At 46.4% G+C, this 16,638-nt stretch carries 19 protein-coding genes; 10 read left to right on the top strand and 9 right to left on the bottom strand.

The features are described from left to right. Positions 1 to 8: 8 nt before the first annotated feature. Positions 9 to 1,235, bottom strand: a complete 1,227-nt coding sequence (locus ACIM339_RS01765) for an aconitase/3-isopropylmalate dehydratase large subunit family protein (protein WP_015282879.1) — start codon at positions 1,233 to 1,235, stop codon at positions 9 to 11. A 74-nt stretch (positions 1,236 to 1,309) separates the two neighbouring features. On the opposite strand from ACIM339_RS01765, the gene ACIM339_RS01760 reads away from it, so the two are divergent. Further along, positions 1,310 to 1,696 (top strand): thioesterase family protein, encoded by a 387-nt coding sequence (locus ACIM339_RS01760; RefSeq protein WP_015282878.1) that lies wholly within the window; start codon positions 1,310 to 1,312, stop codon positions 1,694 to 1,696. Then, positions 1,693 to 2,466, top strand: a complete 774-nt coding sequence (locus ACIM339_RS01755; RefSeq protein ID WP_015282877.1) for a carbon-nitrogen hydrolase family protein — start codon at positions 1,693 to 1,695, stop codon at positions 2,464 to 2,466. Before ACIM339_RS01760 ends, ACIM339_RS01755 begins: the two co-directional genes overlap by 4 nt. Here ACIM339_RS01755 and ACIM339_RS01750 read toward each other — a convergent pair. Continuing rightward, entirely contained in the window at positions 2,447 to 3,655 is a 1,209-nt protein-coding gene (locus tag ACIM339_RS01750) for an MFS transporter (protein WP_337954339.1), read from the bottom strand. The genes ACIM339_RS01755 and ACIM339_RS01750 overlap by 20 nt on opposite strands. Positions 3,656 to 3,736: 81 nt before the next feature. Here ACIM339_RS01750 and gcvPA point away from each other — a divergent pair, with 81 nt between their 5' ends. Together gcvPA and gcvPB are read left to right on the top strand one after the other, a co-directional pair. Then, a complete protein-coding gene (gcvPA, locus tag ACIM339_RS01745) occupies positions 3,737 to 5,056 on the top strand; it encodes an aminomethyl-transferring glycine dehydrogenase subunit GcvPA (protein WP_015282875.1) in 1,320 nt (439 codons plus the stop codon). Further along, the gene (gene gcvPB / locus ACIM339_RS01740) at positions 5,057 to 6,496 is read left to right on the top strand and encodes an aminomethyl-transferring glycine dehydrogenase subunit GcvPB (RefSeq protein ID WP_015282874.1); all 1,440 of its coding nucleotides are present in this window, start codon (positions 5,057 to 5,059) and stop codon (positions 6,494 to 6,496) included. Here gcvPB and ACIM339_RS01735 read toward each other — a convergent pair. Then, entirely contained in the window at positions 6,490 to 7,038 is a 549-nt protein-coding gene (locus tag ACIM339_RS01735) for a UbiX family flavin prenyltransferase (RefSeq protein WP_015282873.1), read from the bottom strand. The genes gcvPB and ACIM339_RS01735 overlap by 7 nt on opposite strands. An 81-nt stretch (positions 7,039 to 7,119) precedes the next feature. Here ACIM339_RS01735 and ACIM339_RS08060 point away from each other — a divergent pair, with 81 nt between their 5' ends. From ACIM339_RS08060 to ACIM339_RS01715, 6 genes are read left to right on the top strand one after another with little or no spacing between them, the layout of a single operon-like run. Beyond that, entirely contained in the window at positions 7,120 to 7,350 is a 231-nt protein-coding gene (locus ACIM339_RS08060; protein ID WP_337954338.1) for a hypothetical protein, read from the top strand. 55 nt (positions 7,351 to 7,405) lie between these two features. Next, positions 7,406 to 7,621, top strand: a complete 216-nt coding sequence (locus ACIM339_RS08055; RefSeq protein ID WP_337954337.1) for a hypothetical protein — start codon at positions 7,406 to 7,408, stop codon at positions 7,619 to 7,621. Positions 7,622 to 7,626: 5 nt separating this feature from the next. Beyond that, complete coding sequence (locus ACIM339_RS08050) at positions 7,627 to 7,881, top strand: hypothetical protein (protein WP_337954336.1); 255 nt, start codon at positions 7,627 to 7,629, stop codon at positions 7,879 to 7,881. A 55-nt stretch (positions 7,882 to 7,936) separates the two neighbouring features. Next, on the top strand, positions 7,937 to 9,253 hold the full coding sequence (locus tag ACIM339_RS01725; RefSeq protein WP_015282872.1) for a sodium:proton antiporter: 1,317 nt from the start codon (positions 7,937 to 7,939) through the stop codon (positions 9,251 to 9,253). Positions 9,254 to 9,306: 53 nt separating this feature from the next. Then, positions 9,307 to 10,080 (top strand): S-methyl-5'-thioadenosine phosphorylase, encoded by a 774-nt coding sequence (locus ACIM339_RS01720; protein WP_015282871.1) that lies wholly within the window; start codon positions 9,307 to 9,309, stop codon positions 10,078 to 10,080. Next, positions 10,077 to 11,609, top strand: coding sequence for a polysaccharide biosynthesis C-terminal domain-containing protein (locus tag ACIM339_RS01715; RefSeq protein ID WP_015282870.1), 1,533 nt, complete (start codon positions 10,077 to 10,079; stop codon positions 11,607 to 11,609). Before ACIM339_RS01720 ends, ACIM339_RS01715 begins: the two co-directional genes overlap by 4 nt. A gap of 3 nt (positions 11,610 to 11,612) precedes the next feature. Here the strand turns inward: ACIM339_RS01715 and ACIM339_RS01710 are convergent, their stop codons facing one another. The 6 genes from ACIM339_RS01710 to ACIM339_RS01685 are packed head-to-tail and all read right to left on the bottom strand — an operon-like array spanning position 11,613 to position 16,638. Further along, complete coding sequence (locus tag ACIM339_RS01710) at positions 11,613 to 12,413, bottom strand: transaldolase family protein (RefSeq protein ID WP_015282869.1); 801 nt, start codon at positions 12,411 to 12,413, stop codon at positions 11,613 to 11,615. After that, on the bottom strand, positions 12,410 to 13,351 hold the full coding sequence (locus ACIM339_RS01705; RefSeq protein ID WP_015282868.1) for a transketolase family protein: 942 nt from the start codon (positions 13,349 to 13,351) through the stop codon (positions 12,410 to 12,412). Before ACIM339_RS01705 ends, ACIM339_RS01710 begins: the two co-directional genes overlap by 4 nt. After that, complete coding sequence (locus tag ACIM339_RS01700; protein ID WP_015282867.1) at positions 13,348 to 14,193, bottom strand: transketolase; 846 nt, start codon at positions 14,191 to 14,193, stop codon at positions 13,348 to 13,350. The genes ACIM339_RS01705 and ACIM339_RS01700 overlap by 4 nt, the downstream gene beginning before the upstream one ends. Positions 14,194 to 14,232: 39 nt before the next feature. Next, entirely contained in the window at positions 14,233 to 15,318 is a 1,086-nt protein-coding gene (locus tag ACIM339_RS01695) for a DUF763 domain-containing protein (protein ID WP_015282866.1), read from the bottom strand. A gap of 4 nt (positions 15,319 to 15,322) precedes the next feature. Further along, positions 15,323 to 16,066: an ATPase domain-containing protein gene (locus tag ACIM339_RS01690; RefSeq protein ID WP_015282865.1), complete on the bottom strand. Its 744-nt coding sequence runs from the start codon at positions 16,064 to 16,066 to the stop codon at positions 15,323 to 15,325. Further along, positions 16,063 to 16,638: a hypothetical protein gene (locus tag ACIM339_RS01685; protein WP_015282864.1), complete on the bottom strand. Its 576-nt coding sequence runs from the start codon at positions 16,636 to 16,638 to the stop codon at positions 16,063 to 16,065. Before ACIM339_RS01685 ends, ACIM339_RS01690 begins: the two co-directional genes overlap by 4 nt.

Below are 16,638 nucleotides of genomic sequence, written 5' to 3'. Positions count from 1 at the left end.
ATTTCTCATTATTTTGGTATGGTGACCTTTCCAGCCACGGCGCTGGCCGCTGCTATGACAGGAGATACGAGGTACAATTTGCCAGGCCCCTGCTTTCCTGGGTAATTACGATTTGTGGTGCTTAGGTAAACTTCATCTCCAATGAGTCCAGCCATACCCTCCGCACATCCACCGCATCCGGGATTTGTGAGCACAGCTCCAGCCTCTGCGAATATCTCCCATATCCCTTCTCTCATCAGTCTTAGCCAGATTTCTCTGGTGGTTGGGGTTATGGTGAGAGGAACCTTCACCTTCTTTCCTTTCAGAACCTTTGCGGCCGCCACGAGATCCTCATATCGGCCATTGGTGCATGAGCCTATAAACGCACCATCAATTTCCATGCCTTCAAACTCACTCAATGGCTTAACATTGCAGGGGTTTGGAGGTGCGGCCATGAGCGGCTCGAGATTGTTCACATCTATGTGCACCTCCTCCACATACTCTGCATCCTTATCCGCTTGAATGGGCTTGAAATCCATGCCCTTTGCATCGTAAAATGCCTTCAACTTTGTATCCATGGGTGTAAATCCCACTATTCCACCCATTTCAGTTGTCTGGGATGCCAGAGTTATGCGGCCATCAATGCTCAGCGCATCAATTGCCCCACCATAATACTCTATAGCTCTTCCCAGAGCCCCTGCTGGACCTAGTTCCCTCATAACCGCGAAGGTGAGGTCCCTTGCCACGGCTGGCCAGGAGTATTTTCCCTCAACCACGATTTTCATGGTGTTCGGTACCTCAAACCATGTTTTGCCAGTTTTGAAGGCGAAGGCTATGTCTTTATCGCCCATTCCCTGGCCAAAGACACCCACAGCACCAAGGATGTTGTAATGTGAATCAGTGCCCACTGCAGTCATTCCTGGTTTCACAACTCCCCTATCTATGAGCACATGTGTTCCGATCCCCTGATTTATGTCAAACACCCTTATGCCCGCCTCCTTGGCAAATTTTCTGCAAATGTCCTGGGCAAGGGCATATTTCAGGGTTTTGGCAGGTACGCTCAAATCAAAGGTGAAGAAAGTGCTCTGGGGTTTTGCCACATAATTTCCGGAGAAGTGCTTGCGAAGATGCTTCACAACATTTGGACCGCCGAACTCCCTGGCAGTTATGATATCAAGGTCAATCCACACGATTTTTCCCGGCTCAACCTTCTCCTCAGTGTGCGCCTGTAAAATTTTCTCAACTATGGTTGGCATGGTTGGAAAATGGAAGGCGAATAAATAATACTTTTGCTGTTAAATGTTTTTAATCTTCAAATCCATGCCCCCCTATGGAAATACCTGAGAATGTGGAATACGAGTACGAAATTGAGGTTACGGAGGAACTTACGGCGAGGCAGATAGGACTGAATGTGCTCGTCTTCTCCACTCCGTCCCTTGTTCAAACCCTGGAAATTGCGGCTTTGAGGTGCGTGGCAGGCTATCTCGATGATGCCCACACAACTGTGGGTACGGGAATATGCATAAAGCACATGAAGGCCACACCCATCGGAGATCATGTGAAAGCATGGGCGAAACTGATAAAAGTTGAAGGGCCAAAACTGGAATTTGAGGTTGAGGCTTGGGATTCCACGGGCAAGATTGCAGAGGGCAAGCATTACAGGTATGTGGTGAACAAGGAGAAATTTGAGGCCAACATCAGGGAGATGATGGGATGAAGATTCTCCTTGCCCAGATGAGGCCAGAATTTGATACGCGAAAGAATTTGAGCAGATTGCTGAAAATTGTAAACTCAAATAGGGCTGATATTTACATATTTCCAGAATTGTACCTTACGGGATACCTCATCCGCGATAGGATTGTTGAAAGTGCCCTGGGCGTGGATGATGAAATCTTCTCAAAAATCAGAGAGGCATCCGAGGATAGGATCATAATATTTGGATTTCCTGAGAAGGATGATCACATATACAACTCTGCAGCCATTGTGCACGATGGAGATGTGGATGTGGCCAGGAAGATTTATCTTCCAAATTTTGGTCCATTTGAGGAGAAACTGTACTTCAAATCAGGCTCAGAGCCCATGGTGATCGATACGAAATTTGGAAAGATCGGCGTTCAGATTTGCTACGATGCATTCTTCCCTGAGGTGGCGAAGATTCAGGCACTCCAAGGAGCGAATATAATAGTGAACATATCCGCAAGCCCCATAACCTCTAGGGCCATGTTTGAGGACATAATCCCTGCAAGGGCCATAGAGGACACGGTTTTCTTCACCTATGTGAACTGGGCTGGATTGCAGCGCACCATGGAGTTCTGGGGTGGCTCAATGCTCTACTCTCCCAGGGGAAAGTTGCTCTACAAAGCCCCATATTTTGAAGAGAGCATAGGCATTGTGGATGTGGATTTGGATGAAATTGATATTGCAAGAAGACTGAGGCCAACGCTCAGGGATACTAAAATTGAGTTTTTCAATCCACAATATCCATGAGTTTTTCCGCCTTTTTGTTTAGGAGCAGATATGTTCCTATGGCAGTGACATATATCCCGGAGAATATGAGTATATTGATAATTCCGAAAATGGAGATCAGGAGGCCCATCATACCCATGGAGATCAGGGCCGCACCCTGAATTACGGCACCCTGGGCACCGAAGACCTTGCCCCTGTACTTGTCTTCAATGGCCTTCTGAAGTATGGCATTGGATGGGCTTGAGAGCAGTGAGTTCATTGCCCCTATTCCAAAGGCCACCAGCAAAGCCATGAGGAAAAATGGAAGTGCTGCCATAAGAGAGATTAAAAATCCTATCAGGATCACTCCCACGCCGATCATGTGGACATTCTTCATTTTCCCCGCTACGAATCCGACGAGAATGGAACCAATAATCGCACCGATACCGAATGAGGTCTCCAAAATTCCCAGGCCCACAATGTTCATGTGCAAAACATCCCTTATGTAGAGGGTGTAAATCACATTGAGCCCACCTACCACCAGCATTATTAGCCCGAATAGGGTCACGAGGAGTCTAACTATTCTATTTTTTGCCATGTATTTGAATCCCTCAACCATCTCGTTAAGGGCCTTTTTTCCTCCCCTCACAATCCTTTCCTTATGCCCTATGAGGAATATCATAAGGGCTGAAAACAGATAGGATGCGGAATCAAAAATGAATGTGGTTGTGTAACCAAGGAGGGCTACCAAGGCTGCACCCAGGCCAGGGCCTATGACAACTGCAAGCATGTATGTCATCTGAGATAGGGAATTTGCCTCAATTAGTTTCTCCTCATTGACGATGTTTGGTATGAGTGCATTTCTGGCAGGATAGAAGAACCTTGACACTGTTGAGAGGAGAAAAATTAGGATTAGGAGATGCCACAGTTGGGTGGAGAATATGAAGCCCAGGGCTATCACGCTGCGAATTATATCGGCCCAGATCATGGTGGTTTTTCTCTTCCACCTATCAACAAAAACTCCAGCGATAGGTCCAAAAATGAGAACCGGGAGAGAGGCAAAGATGAAGAACAGGGAAACATCCGTGGCGGTGCCATTCCACCTGAAAACTATGAGGGCCGCAAGGCCTATAAATGCAACCTCATCTCCAATGTTTGAAACCACCTGACCGATCCAGAGTTTCAAAAAATCGCCGTTGCTCAGGACCCTTTTCATTCCTTCAACGCTCACAAAGGATTTATTGAGCCCTCTTATTTTACCTTTGCCCCACAAAAAGAAATATTTATGGTAGGTTAAGCAATTCCCATTTTCATGGATAGGGATATTGAGGAGATGCTAAAGTATATGGGCCTTGATTCTTGGGAGGCTCTCTTTGAGGACATTCCAGAGGAGGCCAGAAAGGATGGCATAGATATAGAGGGTATGGAAGAGTATGAACTCTACAGGTATGCAAAAGAAATTGCGGAGAGGAACAAGGATTTCTTCCACATGCCCAATTTTCTGGGTGCAGGCGTTTACTTTCATTACATTCCACCTGTGATACTGGCTCTTGCTTCAAGGGGGGAATTTCTCACCTCCTATACCCCTTACCAGGCGGAGGTATCCCAAGGAATGCTCCAGGTTCTATTTGAATACCAAAGCCTCATGGCGGAACTCACCGGCATGGAGGTTGCCAATTCCTCGATGTACGATGCTTCCACATCCTTGGGTGAGGCTGCAAGGATGGCCTACAGGATAAATCGCAAAAGGAACATTCTCGTTCCAGAGAATCTGCACTGGGAGAAGGAGAGTGTGCTGAAGAATTACATAGTTGGATTGGGTATGAAAATAGTAAAGTATCCGCTCAACGAAAGGGGCATGGTTGATCTTGATTCTCTGGGGGAGATGATGAGCGATGATGTATCTGCAGTTTATGTGGAGAATCCCAATTTCTTCGGGGTGATAGATGAGAATGCACTGAGGGTTAAGGAGGTCATAGGGGACAGGGTATTCATTGTGGGCGTGAATCCCATAAGCCTCGGTATTCTCAAACCTCCGGGAGAGTATGGTGCGGATATAGTTGTGGGAGAGGGCCAGATTCTCGGCAATCCTATAAGCTTTGGAGGCCCGCTATTGGGGATATTCGCCACGAAGATGAAATATGTGCGCAAGATGCCTGGCAGGCTAATAGGCATGACGAGGGATAGGAATGGAAGGAGGGCCTTCACAATGACCCTTCAGACCAGGGAGCAGCACATTCGCAGGGGAAAGGCCACCAGCAACATATGTTCCAACGAGGCTCTCTGCGCATTGCTCAGCACCCTTTACCTTGCCTATCTGGGCTCTAATGGCCTAAGGGCCCTGGCAAGGAAGAATATGGATAATGCGAGAAAATTGATGGATAAGTTGAAAATTGCAGGATTCTCCGCTCCACATTTCAATTCCCTGCATTTCAACGAGTTCCTCCTGGATTTACCCGATAATCCCCACAGAATCAACGAGAAATTGCTTGAAAAGGGTGTGCATGGAGGATATCCAATAAACGAAAGATGCTTCAGGGGCATTGGCAACGCGATGCTTCTTGCAACCACCGAAATGCACACGGAGAAGGATATGGATAAACTGGTATATGCGTTGAAGGAGGTGGTCTGAATGTACAGGCAGGCAAGGTACGACGAGCCGCTTTTGTGCGAGATGCGGAGTGAGAAAGAGAGGGAAATCTCCCTTGATCTACCTGAGAGCATACGGAGGGAGAAACTGAGAATTCCCAACATACCGGAGTATGAGATGGTTCGGCACTATACCCGTCTCTCGCAGATGAACTACGGTGTGGATATAAACACATACCCCCTAGGCTCATGCACAATGAAATACAATCCTCGTCTAAATGAGGAGATCGCAAGATGGTTCGCATACCTGCATCCCTACCAGCACGAGAGCACCGTGCAGGGGGCATTGCAGATAATGTACGAGTTGCAGGAGATGCTTAAGAAGATAACCGATATGGATGAGTTTACCCTTCAGCCTGCCGCAGGCGCTCACGGGGAGTTCACAGGCATGCTAATTGTGCGTGCCTATCATGAATTGCGCGGGGAGTTGGAGAAGAGGCGCAATGTTCTGATTCCAGATTCAGCGCATGGAACAAATCCAGCAAGTGCCGCTATGGCGGGATTCAATGTTGTTGAAATTCCTTCAAACGAGGAAGGTATGGTGGACATTGAGGCCTTGGAGGCTGCCACGGATGATACAACGGCAGCATTCATGGTAACTAACCCAAACACCTTGGGCATATTTGAGGAGAATATTCTGGAAATAGCAAGGATAATGCACAAAAACGGAGCCCTGCTTTATTACGACGGTGCAAATCTTAACGCAATAATGGGCATAACCTCTCCAGGACTCATGGGCTTTGACATAGTGCATCTCAATTTGCACAAGACATTCAGCACACCTCATGGTGGTGGTGGCCCCGGAAGTGGGCCTGTGGGTGTTCGTGGAGAACTTGTGGATTTCCTTCCTGTGCCCATCGTTCGCTATGACGGTTCAAAATATTATCTCGACTACGATGTGAAGCATAGCATAGGCAAGGTTCGCTCCTTCTACGGAAACTTTGGAGTCATTGTCAAGGCATGGGCATACATAAAGCATCTGGGTGGAGAAGGACTAAAAAATGCAGCGATACGTGCGGTGGTCAACTCAAACTATCTCAAGGAGCGGATAAAAGAGCATTACATTCTTCCGCACAAGAGTTTGAGGAAGCATGAATTTGTTGTTAGACCGAAAAACGCTCGGGCCCTTGATGTTGCAAAGAGGCTCCTTGATTTTGGCATACATGCTCCAACTATATACTTCCCCCTCATAGTGAACGAGGCACTGATGATCGAGCCCACGGAGACGGAGACAAAGGATAATCTTGATAGATTTGCGGATGTTCTGATACGCATAGCCAGGGAATCGGAGGAAAATCCAAAAGTTCTTGAGGATGCTCCACATAATGCAGCCATAGGGCGTGTGGATGATGTTCTAGCCAACAGAAAACCCGTGCTTACATGGAAAATGTATGTGGAGATGAAGGATAGGTTGGATTACTGAGGGGAGTAGGGCTCGTAGAGCCCATGCTCAGCTCCCAGAGAGTCAAGGATCTTGCCAACTATGTAGTTCACCACATCCTCAATATTTTTTGGTTTGAGGTAGAATGCCGGCACGGGGGGAAGGATAACAACACCCAATTTTGAGAGTTTGAGCATATTTTCAAGAACTATTGGACTTAGGGGAGTTTCCCTGGGAACAAGAACTATTTTTCTCCCCTCCTTCAGGGCAACCGATGCAACCCGGGTTATAAGGTTATCTGCAATGCCTGAGGCAATTTTTGAGAGGGTACTGGTGGAGCATGGGGCTATCACAAGGGCGTCAAATTTGGTTGTTCCGGAGGCTATGTCCTCATTCATACTGGAATTATCGTAAATTTTTGTGGCAAGAGATTTCACATAGTCCAGAGGGTAGAAGGTCTCGTACTCTATTATCTTTTTTGCATTCTCTGAGATTATCAGATACTTTTCAGCATTGAGATTTTGCAGAAGTTTTATCCCCACAATGGCTCCGGAGGCCCCTGTTATGCCGATAATCACGCGCATAGGGGCATATCATCTTAAACCTTAATAAACTTTCAGCAAAATTTAATTATCCTCACTGTTATGTGTGTAGGGTGATTTGGGTTGATAGCGCTCATATCTCTGCTCATTGTTATTCTATTCTCAATAATCTTCGTTAGATTTGGTGCCGTTGCATTGGAGATGACAGGATTATCCAGGGAGGTAGCCACATTTCAGGCACAGAGTGCCTACACGGACGTGGGGTTTACCACCGGCGAGTCTGAGTATGTTATGTCCCATCCTGTAAGGAGAAAAATAATTCTCATATTGAGTTTGTGGGTAGTGCGGGAATAACATCTGCGATGGCCATGCTCTTCCTGAGCTTTGTGGGAAAAAATACCCGGGCATTGTGGATAGTTTGATTTACCTTGCAATCGCTCTGATCTTGCTACTTCTCTTTGCCAGATCAAAGGTGATTGCCAGAGGATTGAGATACATAATAAAAAGAACCCTGAGAAAATTCACAAAAATTCACCCCTATGATTATGAGCTCCTCCTGGGCCTGTCCAAGGGTTACACCATCCGAAGATACGAAGAAACTCGTGGCTCGCAAATAAGAAGTTGAAGGATTTGAGATTAAACGAAGAGAGTGTCCTGGTTCTCGGAATAATAAGGAAAGTGAGGGGTGGGGAGAGGTACATGGGCGCTCCAAGAGGTGAGGTGCAACTCATGCCCGGTGACGAACTCATATGCTATAGACCAGAGGAAACGATAAAGGAACTGTTGCGTAGAATCAAGGGAAAGAGGGGAGATAGGGAGCATAGGGAGGTAGTGGAGAGAGTGAATGGGGTAGATGGAGGAGAAAATGGTCACATGAGTGCGTAGGGCCTTAGTAATACCTATATATGGGAATGTCATCACCTTAGGTAGGTGATGAAAGATGAATTTCAATATATCACTGGTGTTGCATTCCACGGTGGATGTTGTGGCCTATGTGGTGTTGGTTGTGCTCATACTGGGAATTGTTGCTCTGCTCATAAGTAGAAGAACGCACGTTTCATACATCCCTATTCTCATAATCTTCGGTATACTTGCCGGACCGGTGTTCGGTCTGATTGACAGAAAACTGGCTCTGGGGATGTTTGAGTATGCCAGAGTTTTTGGCCTCTTTATGATTTTATTTGCAGAGGGATATCACCTCTGGCGCTCACTTCTTGTTAAGAACTTTACCACAATAGCCATACTTGATACTCTTGGTCTTCTCATAACCGCTTTAATTGCTGCCTTTGCCTTCTCAATGATCTTCCATCTGCCCTTTGCCGTTGGTTTTCTTTTCGGGTCCATAATCTCTGCAACGGATCCGGCAACTCTGATCCCACTTTTCAAGCAGCATCATGTTGACAAGAATATAGAGACGGTAATAGTTACGGAATCCATATTTAACGATCCCCTGGGCATAGTACTGACCTCTGTGGCTCTGGTTTTTGTTATGCCCCAGGCTCCAAGCGCGCATATTGTTGAGCAACTTGCCACATATGTTACTCTTTATCCTGCCGCAATTATCTATTTCCTCTATCAAGTTGGAATGTCCATATTTCTGGGTGTTGTAATTGCGTACGCTGGATATGAGGGTATAAAGAAGGTAAAACTGAGAAAATCCCCCTATGTTGAGATTCTGGCCATAACCCTGGCCTTCGGTGGTTTTGTTCTGGGTGAGGCTCTGAATGCCTCCGGATTTCTTGTGGCCACCGTTATTGGAATACTGCTTGGGAATTATGATGACTTCTTCCATGACACCAGTCCTGAGATATCTCATGCCATAAGGTGGCACATGCATTTTAACGATGTACTTGCCATGCTGGGTACTATATTCATCTTCATACTTCTCGGAGCAAGCTTGAAGTTGAGTGTCATAACTCCGAGCATTCTCCTTTACGGCACAATACTGGCACTCATAATAGTGTTTGTGGCAAGGCCTGTGGCCACTCTGCTCATACTCCCCAAGTGGAAGTGGAAGAAAACATTGTTCATAGCCCTTGAAGGACCAAGAGGTGTGGTTCCCTCAGCCCTTGCAGGTTTGCCTCTGGCGCTTGGACTGAGGTACAACAATCCCCAGATGATTCACTGGGGCGAGATCATTCTCAGCGCAACGGTGATAACAGTGCTTGTGACGGTGATTATAGAAACTCTGTGGGTTCCATTCCTCAAAAAGAAACTTCTGGCTAGCGATGGCTCTGCAAAGCCTCAGAAATCCTGATTTAAATCCATTATTTTTTTATCTTTTGAGCATATACTCTCCTGGGTGATACCATGCCGAAGATTGGTATAATCGGTGGTTCTGGCGTATACGGTGTTTTCACTCCAAAGAAGAGCGTGAAGATACACACTCCCTATGGCCCATCCTCGGGGAATGTTGAGATTGGTGAGATAAATGGTGTGGAAGTTGCCTTTTTGCCAAGACACGGAAAGGGACATTACATCCCACCACATAAGGTTAACTACAGGGCCAATATCTATGCCCTCTATTCTTTGGGTGTTGAGCGTGTAATAGGAATAAGTGCTGTGGGCTCTCTACGTGAGGATTACAGGCCCGGGGATATAGTCATAACGGACCAGTACATAGATTTCACGAAGAAGCGAGAATACACGTTCTATGATGGCCCAAAGGTTGTGCACATAAGTATGGCCGATCCGTTCTGCCCAGAGTTGCGGAAAATATTCATAGATGTGGCAAGGAGTCTTGGCTATCCTGTGCATGATAAGGGTACCTATGTGTGCATAGAGGGTCCCAGATTTTCAACCAGGGCTGAGAGCAGAATGTTCAAGCAATTTGCAGATATCATTGGCATGACGCTTGTTCCTGAGGTGCAGCTTGCTCGTGAGTTAGAGATGTGCTATGTGAACATATCTACAATAACTGATTACGATGTATGGGCTGAGAAGCCAGTGACAACGGAGGAAGTGATGCATGTGATGAAGGAGAACGAGGAAAAGGTGAAGAAAATACTGGAAGAGGGCATACCCAGAATTCCCGATGAGCGAAACTGCCCCTGTAAGGATGCCCTGAAAGGGGCGGAGATATGAGCGAGCATACGGGAATCGCAAGGAAGTCGCTTTTTCTTTTATCTTACAACGTTTTTGGTGGAGTTTTGGGTTACATCACCCTCTTCTTTGCCCTGAGATTTGTGGGCCAGTATGCCTGGGGTATTTATGGTTCAGCCTTGGGAATAGCCGGAATATTAAGTATCATCTCATCTTTGGGAGTAGATTCCGCCCATGTGAAGAAGGTAACCCAGAAGAAGGAGAAAGAGGAATGTATGGGGGCATATATACTCATAAAAGGATTTCTTGGATTGATCTTCCTGGTTGTATCCTTCGGTGGATTCTACGTTATGGGTAATTTTTTCGGTTATAAATTTGAGTCTCCTTATCTTGAGAAGGCCGTGTATATAGCTATTCTCGGTATGCTTCTTTCTTCCTTGGCCAATATTTTTAGAACAACTTACCGGACCAAACTTGATGCAAGAAAATCCGTTGTGCCTTTATTCGTGCAGGTTCTGGTGCAGGATATTTTAATAATAATATTTGCCGTGTATTACAAGATTAATTCCGTGATTCCAATAGGATACATTGGTGTGCTATTTACATATGCATATTTGATGGGGGTGTTTTTTAACCTTCTCATATATATTGGTTGGGCCGTTGGCGACGGCATGTCTGTAAAAAGACCCCATTACTCTTTGGTGAAGGAGTATATTCTCTTTGCAATACCACTTGCCCTCCTCGGAGTTGTTGGCACTATACAGGCCTATACAGACAGAACCATGCTTCAGTTTTTCTGGAATAGTGCGGAGGTAGGAGGCTATTTCTCCGTGCAGAAACTTGCACTTTTTGTTACATATTTGGGAGGATCCGTATCATTTTTCCTTTATCCAGCTCAATCTTCCTATTATGAGAGCAGCAATCATTATCAGTTTTTCAATATCACTTCAAAGGCAGAGCGCTATCTATCCCTGATCTCCGTACCATTTGTTATGTTCACAGTGGCCATGGCCCCAGAGATTTTGAATATATTTCGCTCATCTCTTATCCCATATTCCACTCCACTAATTATCCTGATGATATATGCATATCTTGGAGTTATAAATGGACCGTATGGATCCTTACTCACCTCTGCAAACCGGCCCCATGAGGTGATGAAGGTTGGCATTATTCAAGCATCTGTGAATGTCGTTCTCAACACCCTGTTTATCCCCAAATCCATAATGGGTATTCCCCTTTTTGGATTGAGAAGCACCGGAGCAGCTCTGGCGACTCTTCTCTCTTTTCTAATAGGGTTTGTATTTCTCAGGTACAAAGCATATAAAATCCTCGGGGTAAAATATGAAAAGTATATTCTAATGCATCTTCTGGCTGGAGGTGTGGCTGCATTTGTTATATTTATCATCAAAACTCATGTGCCTCTTCTCTCGTGGTACTCTGTGGTTGGCTCTTTCATACTATTTGCTATGATATATGTTGGAATTCTTTATCTCCTCAGAGAATTTGGTAGAGAGGAAATAGATTTTGTGCTCAGAATGTTCAATATAGATCTAAAAAGGGATAAAACTTAAAATTTACTTGAAAACCTCTTCGTAACCTGCTTTTTCCGCATCCTCACTGAACTTCTTCACTCCTTCCTCAGTCTTCGGATGCAAGAGCATTGATTCCAGAACCTTGAAGGGGATGGTCGCTATATGCGCACCAATCATCGCCACCTCTCGAACCTGTCGGGTGTTGCGTATGCTTGAGGCGATTACCTCCGTGTCATAGTTGTAGTGGTCCAGGATAACCACAACTTTTTCAACGAGGTCTGACCCACTCCTTATTCCATTGTCGTCTACACCAGTGCCATCCCAGGGATAGTAATCGCCCTTCTGGAAATCCACACCCGGCTTGAGGCCCTTTTTAACCCTGAGAAAGTCATCAATGCGCCCTGCAAACGGACTAACATACTTAGCTCCGGCTTTCGCTGCCAGGAGCGCCTGCTCGGGAGTCATTATGAGCGTGCAATTAACAGGAATTCCTTCCTCGCTCAGTGCCTTTATCGTCTTGAGTCCCTCGTAATGCCCGCTATAGGTGTTGATGGGAACCTTGATGACAACATTGCCTGCAACGGAGTTGAACTTATCGTAAAGAATTTCTGCCTCACGAATCATATCCTCAGCCGTGAGTCCCATTACTTCCAGGCTAACCGGGCGATCTGGACCCGCAACCTTGAGAATCTCCACGATGTAACTATCAAGCGATTTCCCCCTTGCCTCGTTTTCCACCGCCTTGCGAATAAGCGATGGATTCGTGGTCACACCATCCACTATACCCCAGGAAATAGCCTCTTTTATCTCCTTCAAACTTGCAGTATCTATGAATATCTTCATCCTTTCACCTCCTTCAGGAAGGAGAGCATCTCCCTTGCTATTCCCCTATCATCCATTCCGTAATATTCGAGGAGGGCGTTCCATTTCCCGCTTCTTCCAAACACATCCATCATTCCGTGTCTTCTCATGGGCACTGGGTAATTCTCAACGAGCACCTCTGCAACCGCTGAGCCAAGACCGTTGTAAATATTGTGATCCTCCACGGTCATTATCATTCCTGTTTCTTTTGCTGCCTTCACTATCGTATCAACATCTATTGGCTTAATGGTGCTTATGTTGATTACACGTACATCCAGACCATTCTTTTTGAGGATTTCTGCGGCTAGAAGAGAATAGGATACCTCAATACCCGTGGCAATTATCGTTGCATCCTCCCCATCTCTCATAACGCGAGCCCTTCCAAACTCAAATTCTCCATCTGTGAGATTGGGCAATGCTGTTCTTGTGAGCCGAACATAGAATGGTCCCGGCTTCGAGGCAACGAATCTTATTACGCTGCGCACCTCGTTCGAATCCACAGGCACAATGACACGCATGTTTGGAAGACCTCTCATCAAGCCTATATCCTCAATCATCTGATGCGATGCTCCGTCCTCTCCCACCGTCACGCCGCCATGCGTCGCAACAATCTTCACGTTCAGCTTCGGGTACGCGATGCTCTGCCTTATCTGATCATAGGCACGACCGGTTGCAAAAACTGCAAATGATGATGCAAATACCGTTTTTCCACTTCTCGCCAGACCGGCGGCTATGCCCATCATGTTCTGCTCCTGCAACCCCACATTGAAGAATCTATCAGGAAATTCCTTGCCGAACATCGCCGTTTTGGTAGAGGTGCTCAAATCAGCATCCATGACCACTATATCCTCTCTCTCCTTTCCAAGTTCAACCAGCGTGGTTCCGTAAGCTTTTCTCGGAGACTCGTATTCCCAGTTCATATTCTTCGCCTCTCATCATTAAGCTCTTTAAGTGCCATCTCATACTCTTCCTCGCTCTGCGGAGGCTTGCCGTGGTACTTTGCAGTGTTCTCCATATAGCTCACGCCCTTGCCTTTAACGGTGTGCGCAATTATCACCGTGGGTCTGCCCTTCGTGCCTCTCGCTTCATCCAGGGCGCGGATTATCTGCACCATATCATGACCGTTAATGGATATTACTCTCCATCCGAACCCGCGCCACTTCTCCTCCAGCGGATCAAGGGCAACCATTGTATCTGTGAAATCGTCCAGCTGTATTTTATTGCGATCCACTATTGCAACCAGATTGTCCAATTTTCGTGTTGCGGCAGTCATCGCGGCCTCCCAGATGTTGCCCTCCTCAATCTCCCCATCGCCCAAAATCGCGTAAACCCGATAATCTTTTCCATCCATCTTTGCGGCGAGGGCCATGCCAATGGCGGCGCTCAATCCCTGCCCCAGCGAGCCGGTGCACATGTCCACTCCGGGAACCATCAGCGAGGGATGCCCCTGTAAAAACGAATCCACGCGCCTGAATTTTAGCAACTCATCCTCCGGGAAGAATCCTCGCATTGCGAGGGCCGCATAATAGGCTGCGGATGCATGTCCCTTGCTCAGCACGAATCTGTCCCTATCTTCCCACTCCGGGTTGTTCGGATCAACACGCATCTCGTGGAAGTACAGCACTGCTAAAATGTCCGCGGCGCTTAGCGCGCCCCCGGGATGTCCCGATTGCGCGGCGTAAATCATCTTTATGCTCCATGTGCGAATTTCATTTGCCTTTAACTTGAGTTTCCTTATCTCCTCATCAGAAATTTTTGTCATTGTTTAGGGTATTTCCGCTCGGTTAATTATAATTTTCGCCTAAGGTGGAACAAACCTCCTCAACCTTCTCAGCATCTCCAACTTCTCCTTCCTGCCCAGGGATGCCTCCTCTATGCTCATCTGCAGGATCTCTATGCTATTATCGTATGTCTTTCTGTCCACGGGCTTCGGTACACCATCCTTACCTCCCAGGGCAAAGGAGTATTTTACAGGATCTTTCCATGAAACTTCCGCACCGTATATGATCTCTGCTATGTAAGCAAGAGCGCGAACTGTGGATGGACCTATACCCTTAATTCCGATGAGTTCTTCGTAATTTTTGGGTTGAATCTCGTATGCTTTGAACAGGGTATTCCAATTTATGTGCCAGGGCATTGTTAGCACCTTTACATTTGAAAACTCGTCCAGCGTTTTTTGTCCCTTGGTACTTGCATCAGCTATCATGTTCCTTATCTTTTTTGGGTTATCCCGCACCACATCCACGGATATTTTTCTGGCTTCCTCGCTCACCCTTGCGCTCATATCAAGTACCTGTGCCTCTATTGAATCTGCAATTATTCCCGTACGAGGTTCGTTTACATAACTGTTTATTCCGTGGAGCCAGTGATAGCGCCTCGCGTACTTTTTCTTTGAATTCATGCCCTGCTGTATAACCACCCAGTTTCCATGCTCGTCCAGAAGCATCGTGTGATGGTAAAGTGGATAGCCATCCTGAAGCACTGTATTATCAACCTTGGCCGCCATTTTGCTTGCGTACTTTATCTCTTCAATTTTCTGGGATGAAAGTCCCATCTCATATCCAAATTTTTCAATTTCCAGTGGCGTGCTTCTTGATATCCGGCCCTTGCCACCTACCACCACGAGGCCATCCTCCACTCTCAACGCCTGTTTCAAAGCACCCATGGTTACTGTTGTTGTGCCTGAAGAGTGCCAGTCAAATCCGATCACGCAGGAGAATGCCTGAAACCAGTAGGGGTCAGCAAATCTACGCAGTACCTCCTCGGTGCCATACTCCAGAGCAATGATGCTCACAATCTCTTTAGATAAATTGACCATCCTGCCAAAAAGCCATCTGGGTGCGTGGCCTGGATGAAGGGGCAAGTTGGCAAATCCACTCCTCTCCATTTCCTCACTTCAGAAGCACTATTCCCTGCTCATTCACATCGTATTTGAATATACCCACTTTCTCAGGATGGTTGCGCACCTTCTTTATCAGCAGGTATTTTTCAAATCCTTCATCTCCTCTCTTCATCTCCATCTCAAGTATCACGTCAACGATCTCCTCGATTCCTCCGTACACGGTACCCTTGCTTCCAGGGGTGAGCATGGTTATGAGAACCACACCCCCATAGTACTGGGCATGGGCCTTTATGGTTCTAAGTGAGGAGATCACCTTGGTCTTATCATACCTGTTCAGGAAGAAGTCCAGAGAATCTATAACTATTCGAAATGGAGGTTTGAGTTTTGAAATCTCGTAGGTCACCTTGGTCAGGAAGTTTACCTCCTTTTCCTCTCTCTTTCTTGCAGGCTTGAAGATCTCGTTTATGGGAATTCCCTCCTCCCGGTACTTGCTTATGATCAGTTCTTTTTCCAGGACCTTGTGGTAGTACTCCACTCCAATGTTTATGATCTTTATATTCGTATCCCAGCCAAATTCTTTCATGGTTGCAATTATGTCTTCATCCCTTTCAATGGTCGTGAAGTAAATCACGTTTTCCTTGGCAGCGCCAGAGGCTGCAAACTGCTTGGCAAATAGTTCCGTACCGGATCCGGGGGAGCCGTAGAGCAGGATTGTGTATCCCCTGGGAACACCACCCATGAGGGCCCGGTCAAGAGTGCTTATTCCTATGCTTGTGGTCTCATATCCGTTCATCTGCCCTCCCCTCCAGCATCAAAGGCATCATCACATATTAGATTCATCATACTCACAATGTCTTGGGTATTCTGCTCCTTCATGGATATTATGACCATGTAGGATTCCCAACTTCTCAGGGATGTTACAAATATGTGCAAGAACTCGCTCAGGATCTTCAAATCGTTGTGTATTGCCATTGAATTTACAGAGTCGAGAACGACAATTGCCTTCTTGTCACCGTATTTTCTGTGCAGGTAATCTATCTTGAGCATAACATTTTCAAGCATTGTTGGGCTTTCAATGTATAGGAACCGATCGCTCATCTCACCGGCATTGGCCATCAGGTGGGATATGGTATCAACGAAGAATATGCGGGACGTATCAACACCAAGAATTTCAAGTAGGCCGACTATGTTCTTGGATGGCATGGTGGAGGATATGTAAAACACATAGAGATCGTGCTTTGTGGCAAATATATCAACTATGGCGCGAAGGGCATCAAAATATGTGTTAACGCTAACGTAAAGGGCGAGGGATGACGCCGGTGGGAGTTCGTCAAGTTTGTCAACTATGCTTGAAGTAATACTCAT

Source organism: Aciduliprofundum sp. MAR08-339 (genome assembly GCF_000327505.1).
In the GTDB taxonomy this organism is placed as follows: Archaea; Thermoplasmatota; Thermoplasmata; order Thermoplasmatales; family Aciduliprofundaceae; genus Aciduliprofundum.
The sequence above is the reverse complement of the archived record's forward strand: the minus strand, read 5'-3'. Positions and strand labels throughout refer to the sequence as shown.

Coding starts and splice junctions, on each gene's coding strand:
- ACIM339_RS01765 (WP_015282879.1), bottom strand. CDS start 1,235: ATGCCAACCATAGTTGAGAAAATTTTACAGGCGCACACTGAGGAGAAG.
- ACIM339_RS01760 (WP_015282878.1), top strand. CDS start 1,310: ATGGAAATACCTGAGAATGTGGAATACGAGTACGAAATTGAGGTTACG.
- ACIM339_RS01755 (WP_015282877.1), top strand. CDS start 1,693: ATGAAGATTCTCCTTGCCCAGATGAGGCCAGAATTTGATACGCGAAAG.
- gcvPA (WP_015282875.1), top strand. CDS start 3,737: ATGGATAGGGATATTGAGGAGATGCTAAAGTATATGGGCCTTGATTCT.
- gcvPB (WP_015282874.1), top strand. CDS start 5,057: ATGTACAGGCAGGCAAGGTACGACGAGCCGCTTTTGTGCGAGATGCGG.
- ACIM339_RS01735 (WP_015282873.1), bottom strand. CDS start 7,038: ATGCGCGTGATTATCGGCATAACAGGGGCCTCCGGAGCCATTGTGGGG.
- ACIM339_RS01725 (WP_015282872.1), top strand. CDS start 7,937: ATGAATTTCAATATATCACTGGTGTTGCATTCCACGGTGGATGTTGTG.
- ACIM339_RS01720 (WP_015282871.1), top strand. CDS start 9,307: ATGCCGAAGATTGGTATAATCGGTGGTTCTGGCGTATACGGTGTTTTC.
- ACIM339_RS01715 (WP_015282870.1), top strand. CDS start 10,077: ATGAGCGAGCATACGGGAATCGCAAGGAAGTCGCTTTTTCTTTTATCT.
- ACIM339_RS01710 (WP_015282869.1), bottom strand. CDS start 12,413: ATGAAGATATTCATAGATACTGCAAGTTTGAAGGAGATAAAAGAGGCT.
- ACIM339_RS01705 (WP_015282868.1), bottom strand. CDS start 13,351: ATGAACTGGGAATACGAGTCTCCGAGAAAAGCTTACGGAACCACGCTG.
- ACIM339_RS01700 (WP_015282867.1), bottom strand. CDS start 14,193: ATGACAAAAATTTCTGATGAGGAGATAAGGAAACTCAAGTTAAAGGCA.
- ACIM339_RS01695 (WP_015282866.1), bottom strand. CDS start 15,318: ATGGAGAGGAGTGGATTTGCCAACTTGCCCCTTCATCCAGGCCACGCA.
- ACIM339_RS01690 (WP_015282865.1), bottom strand. CDS start 16,066: ATGAACGGATATGAGACCACAAGCATAGGAATAAGCACTCTTGACCGG.
- ACIM339_RS01685 (WP_015282864.1), bottom strand. CDS start 16,638: ATGAGTATTACTTCAAGCATAGTTGACAAACTTGACGAACTCCCACCG.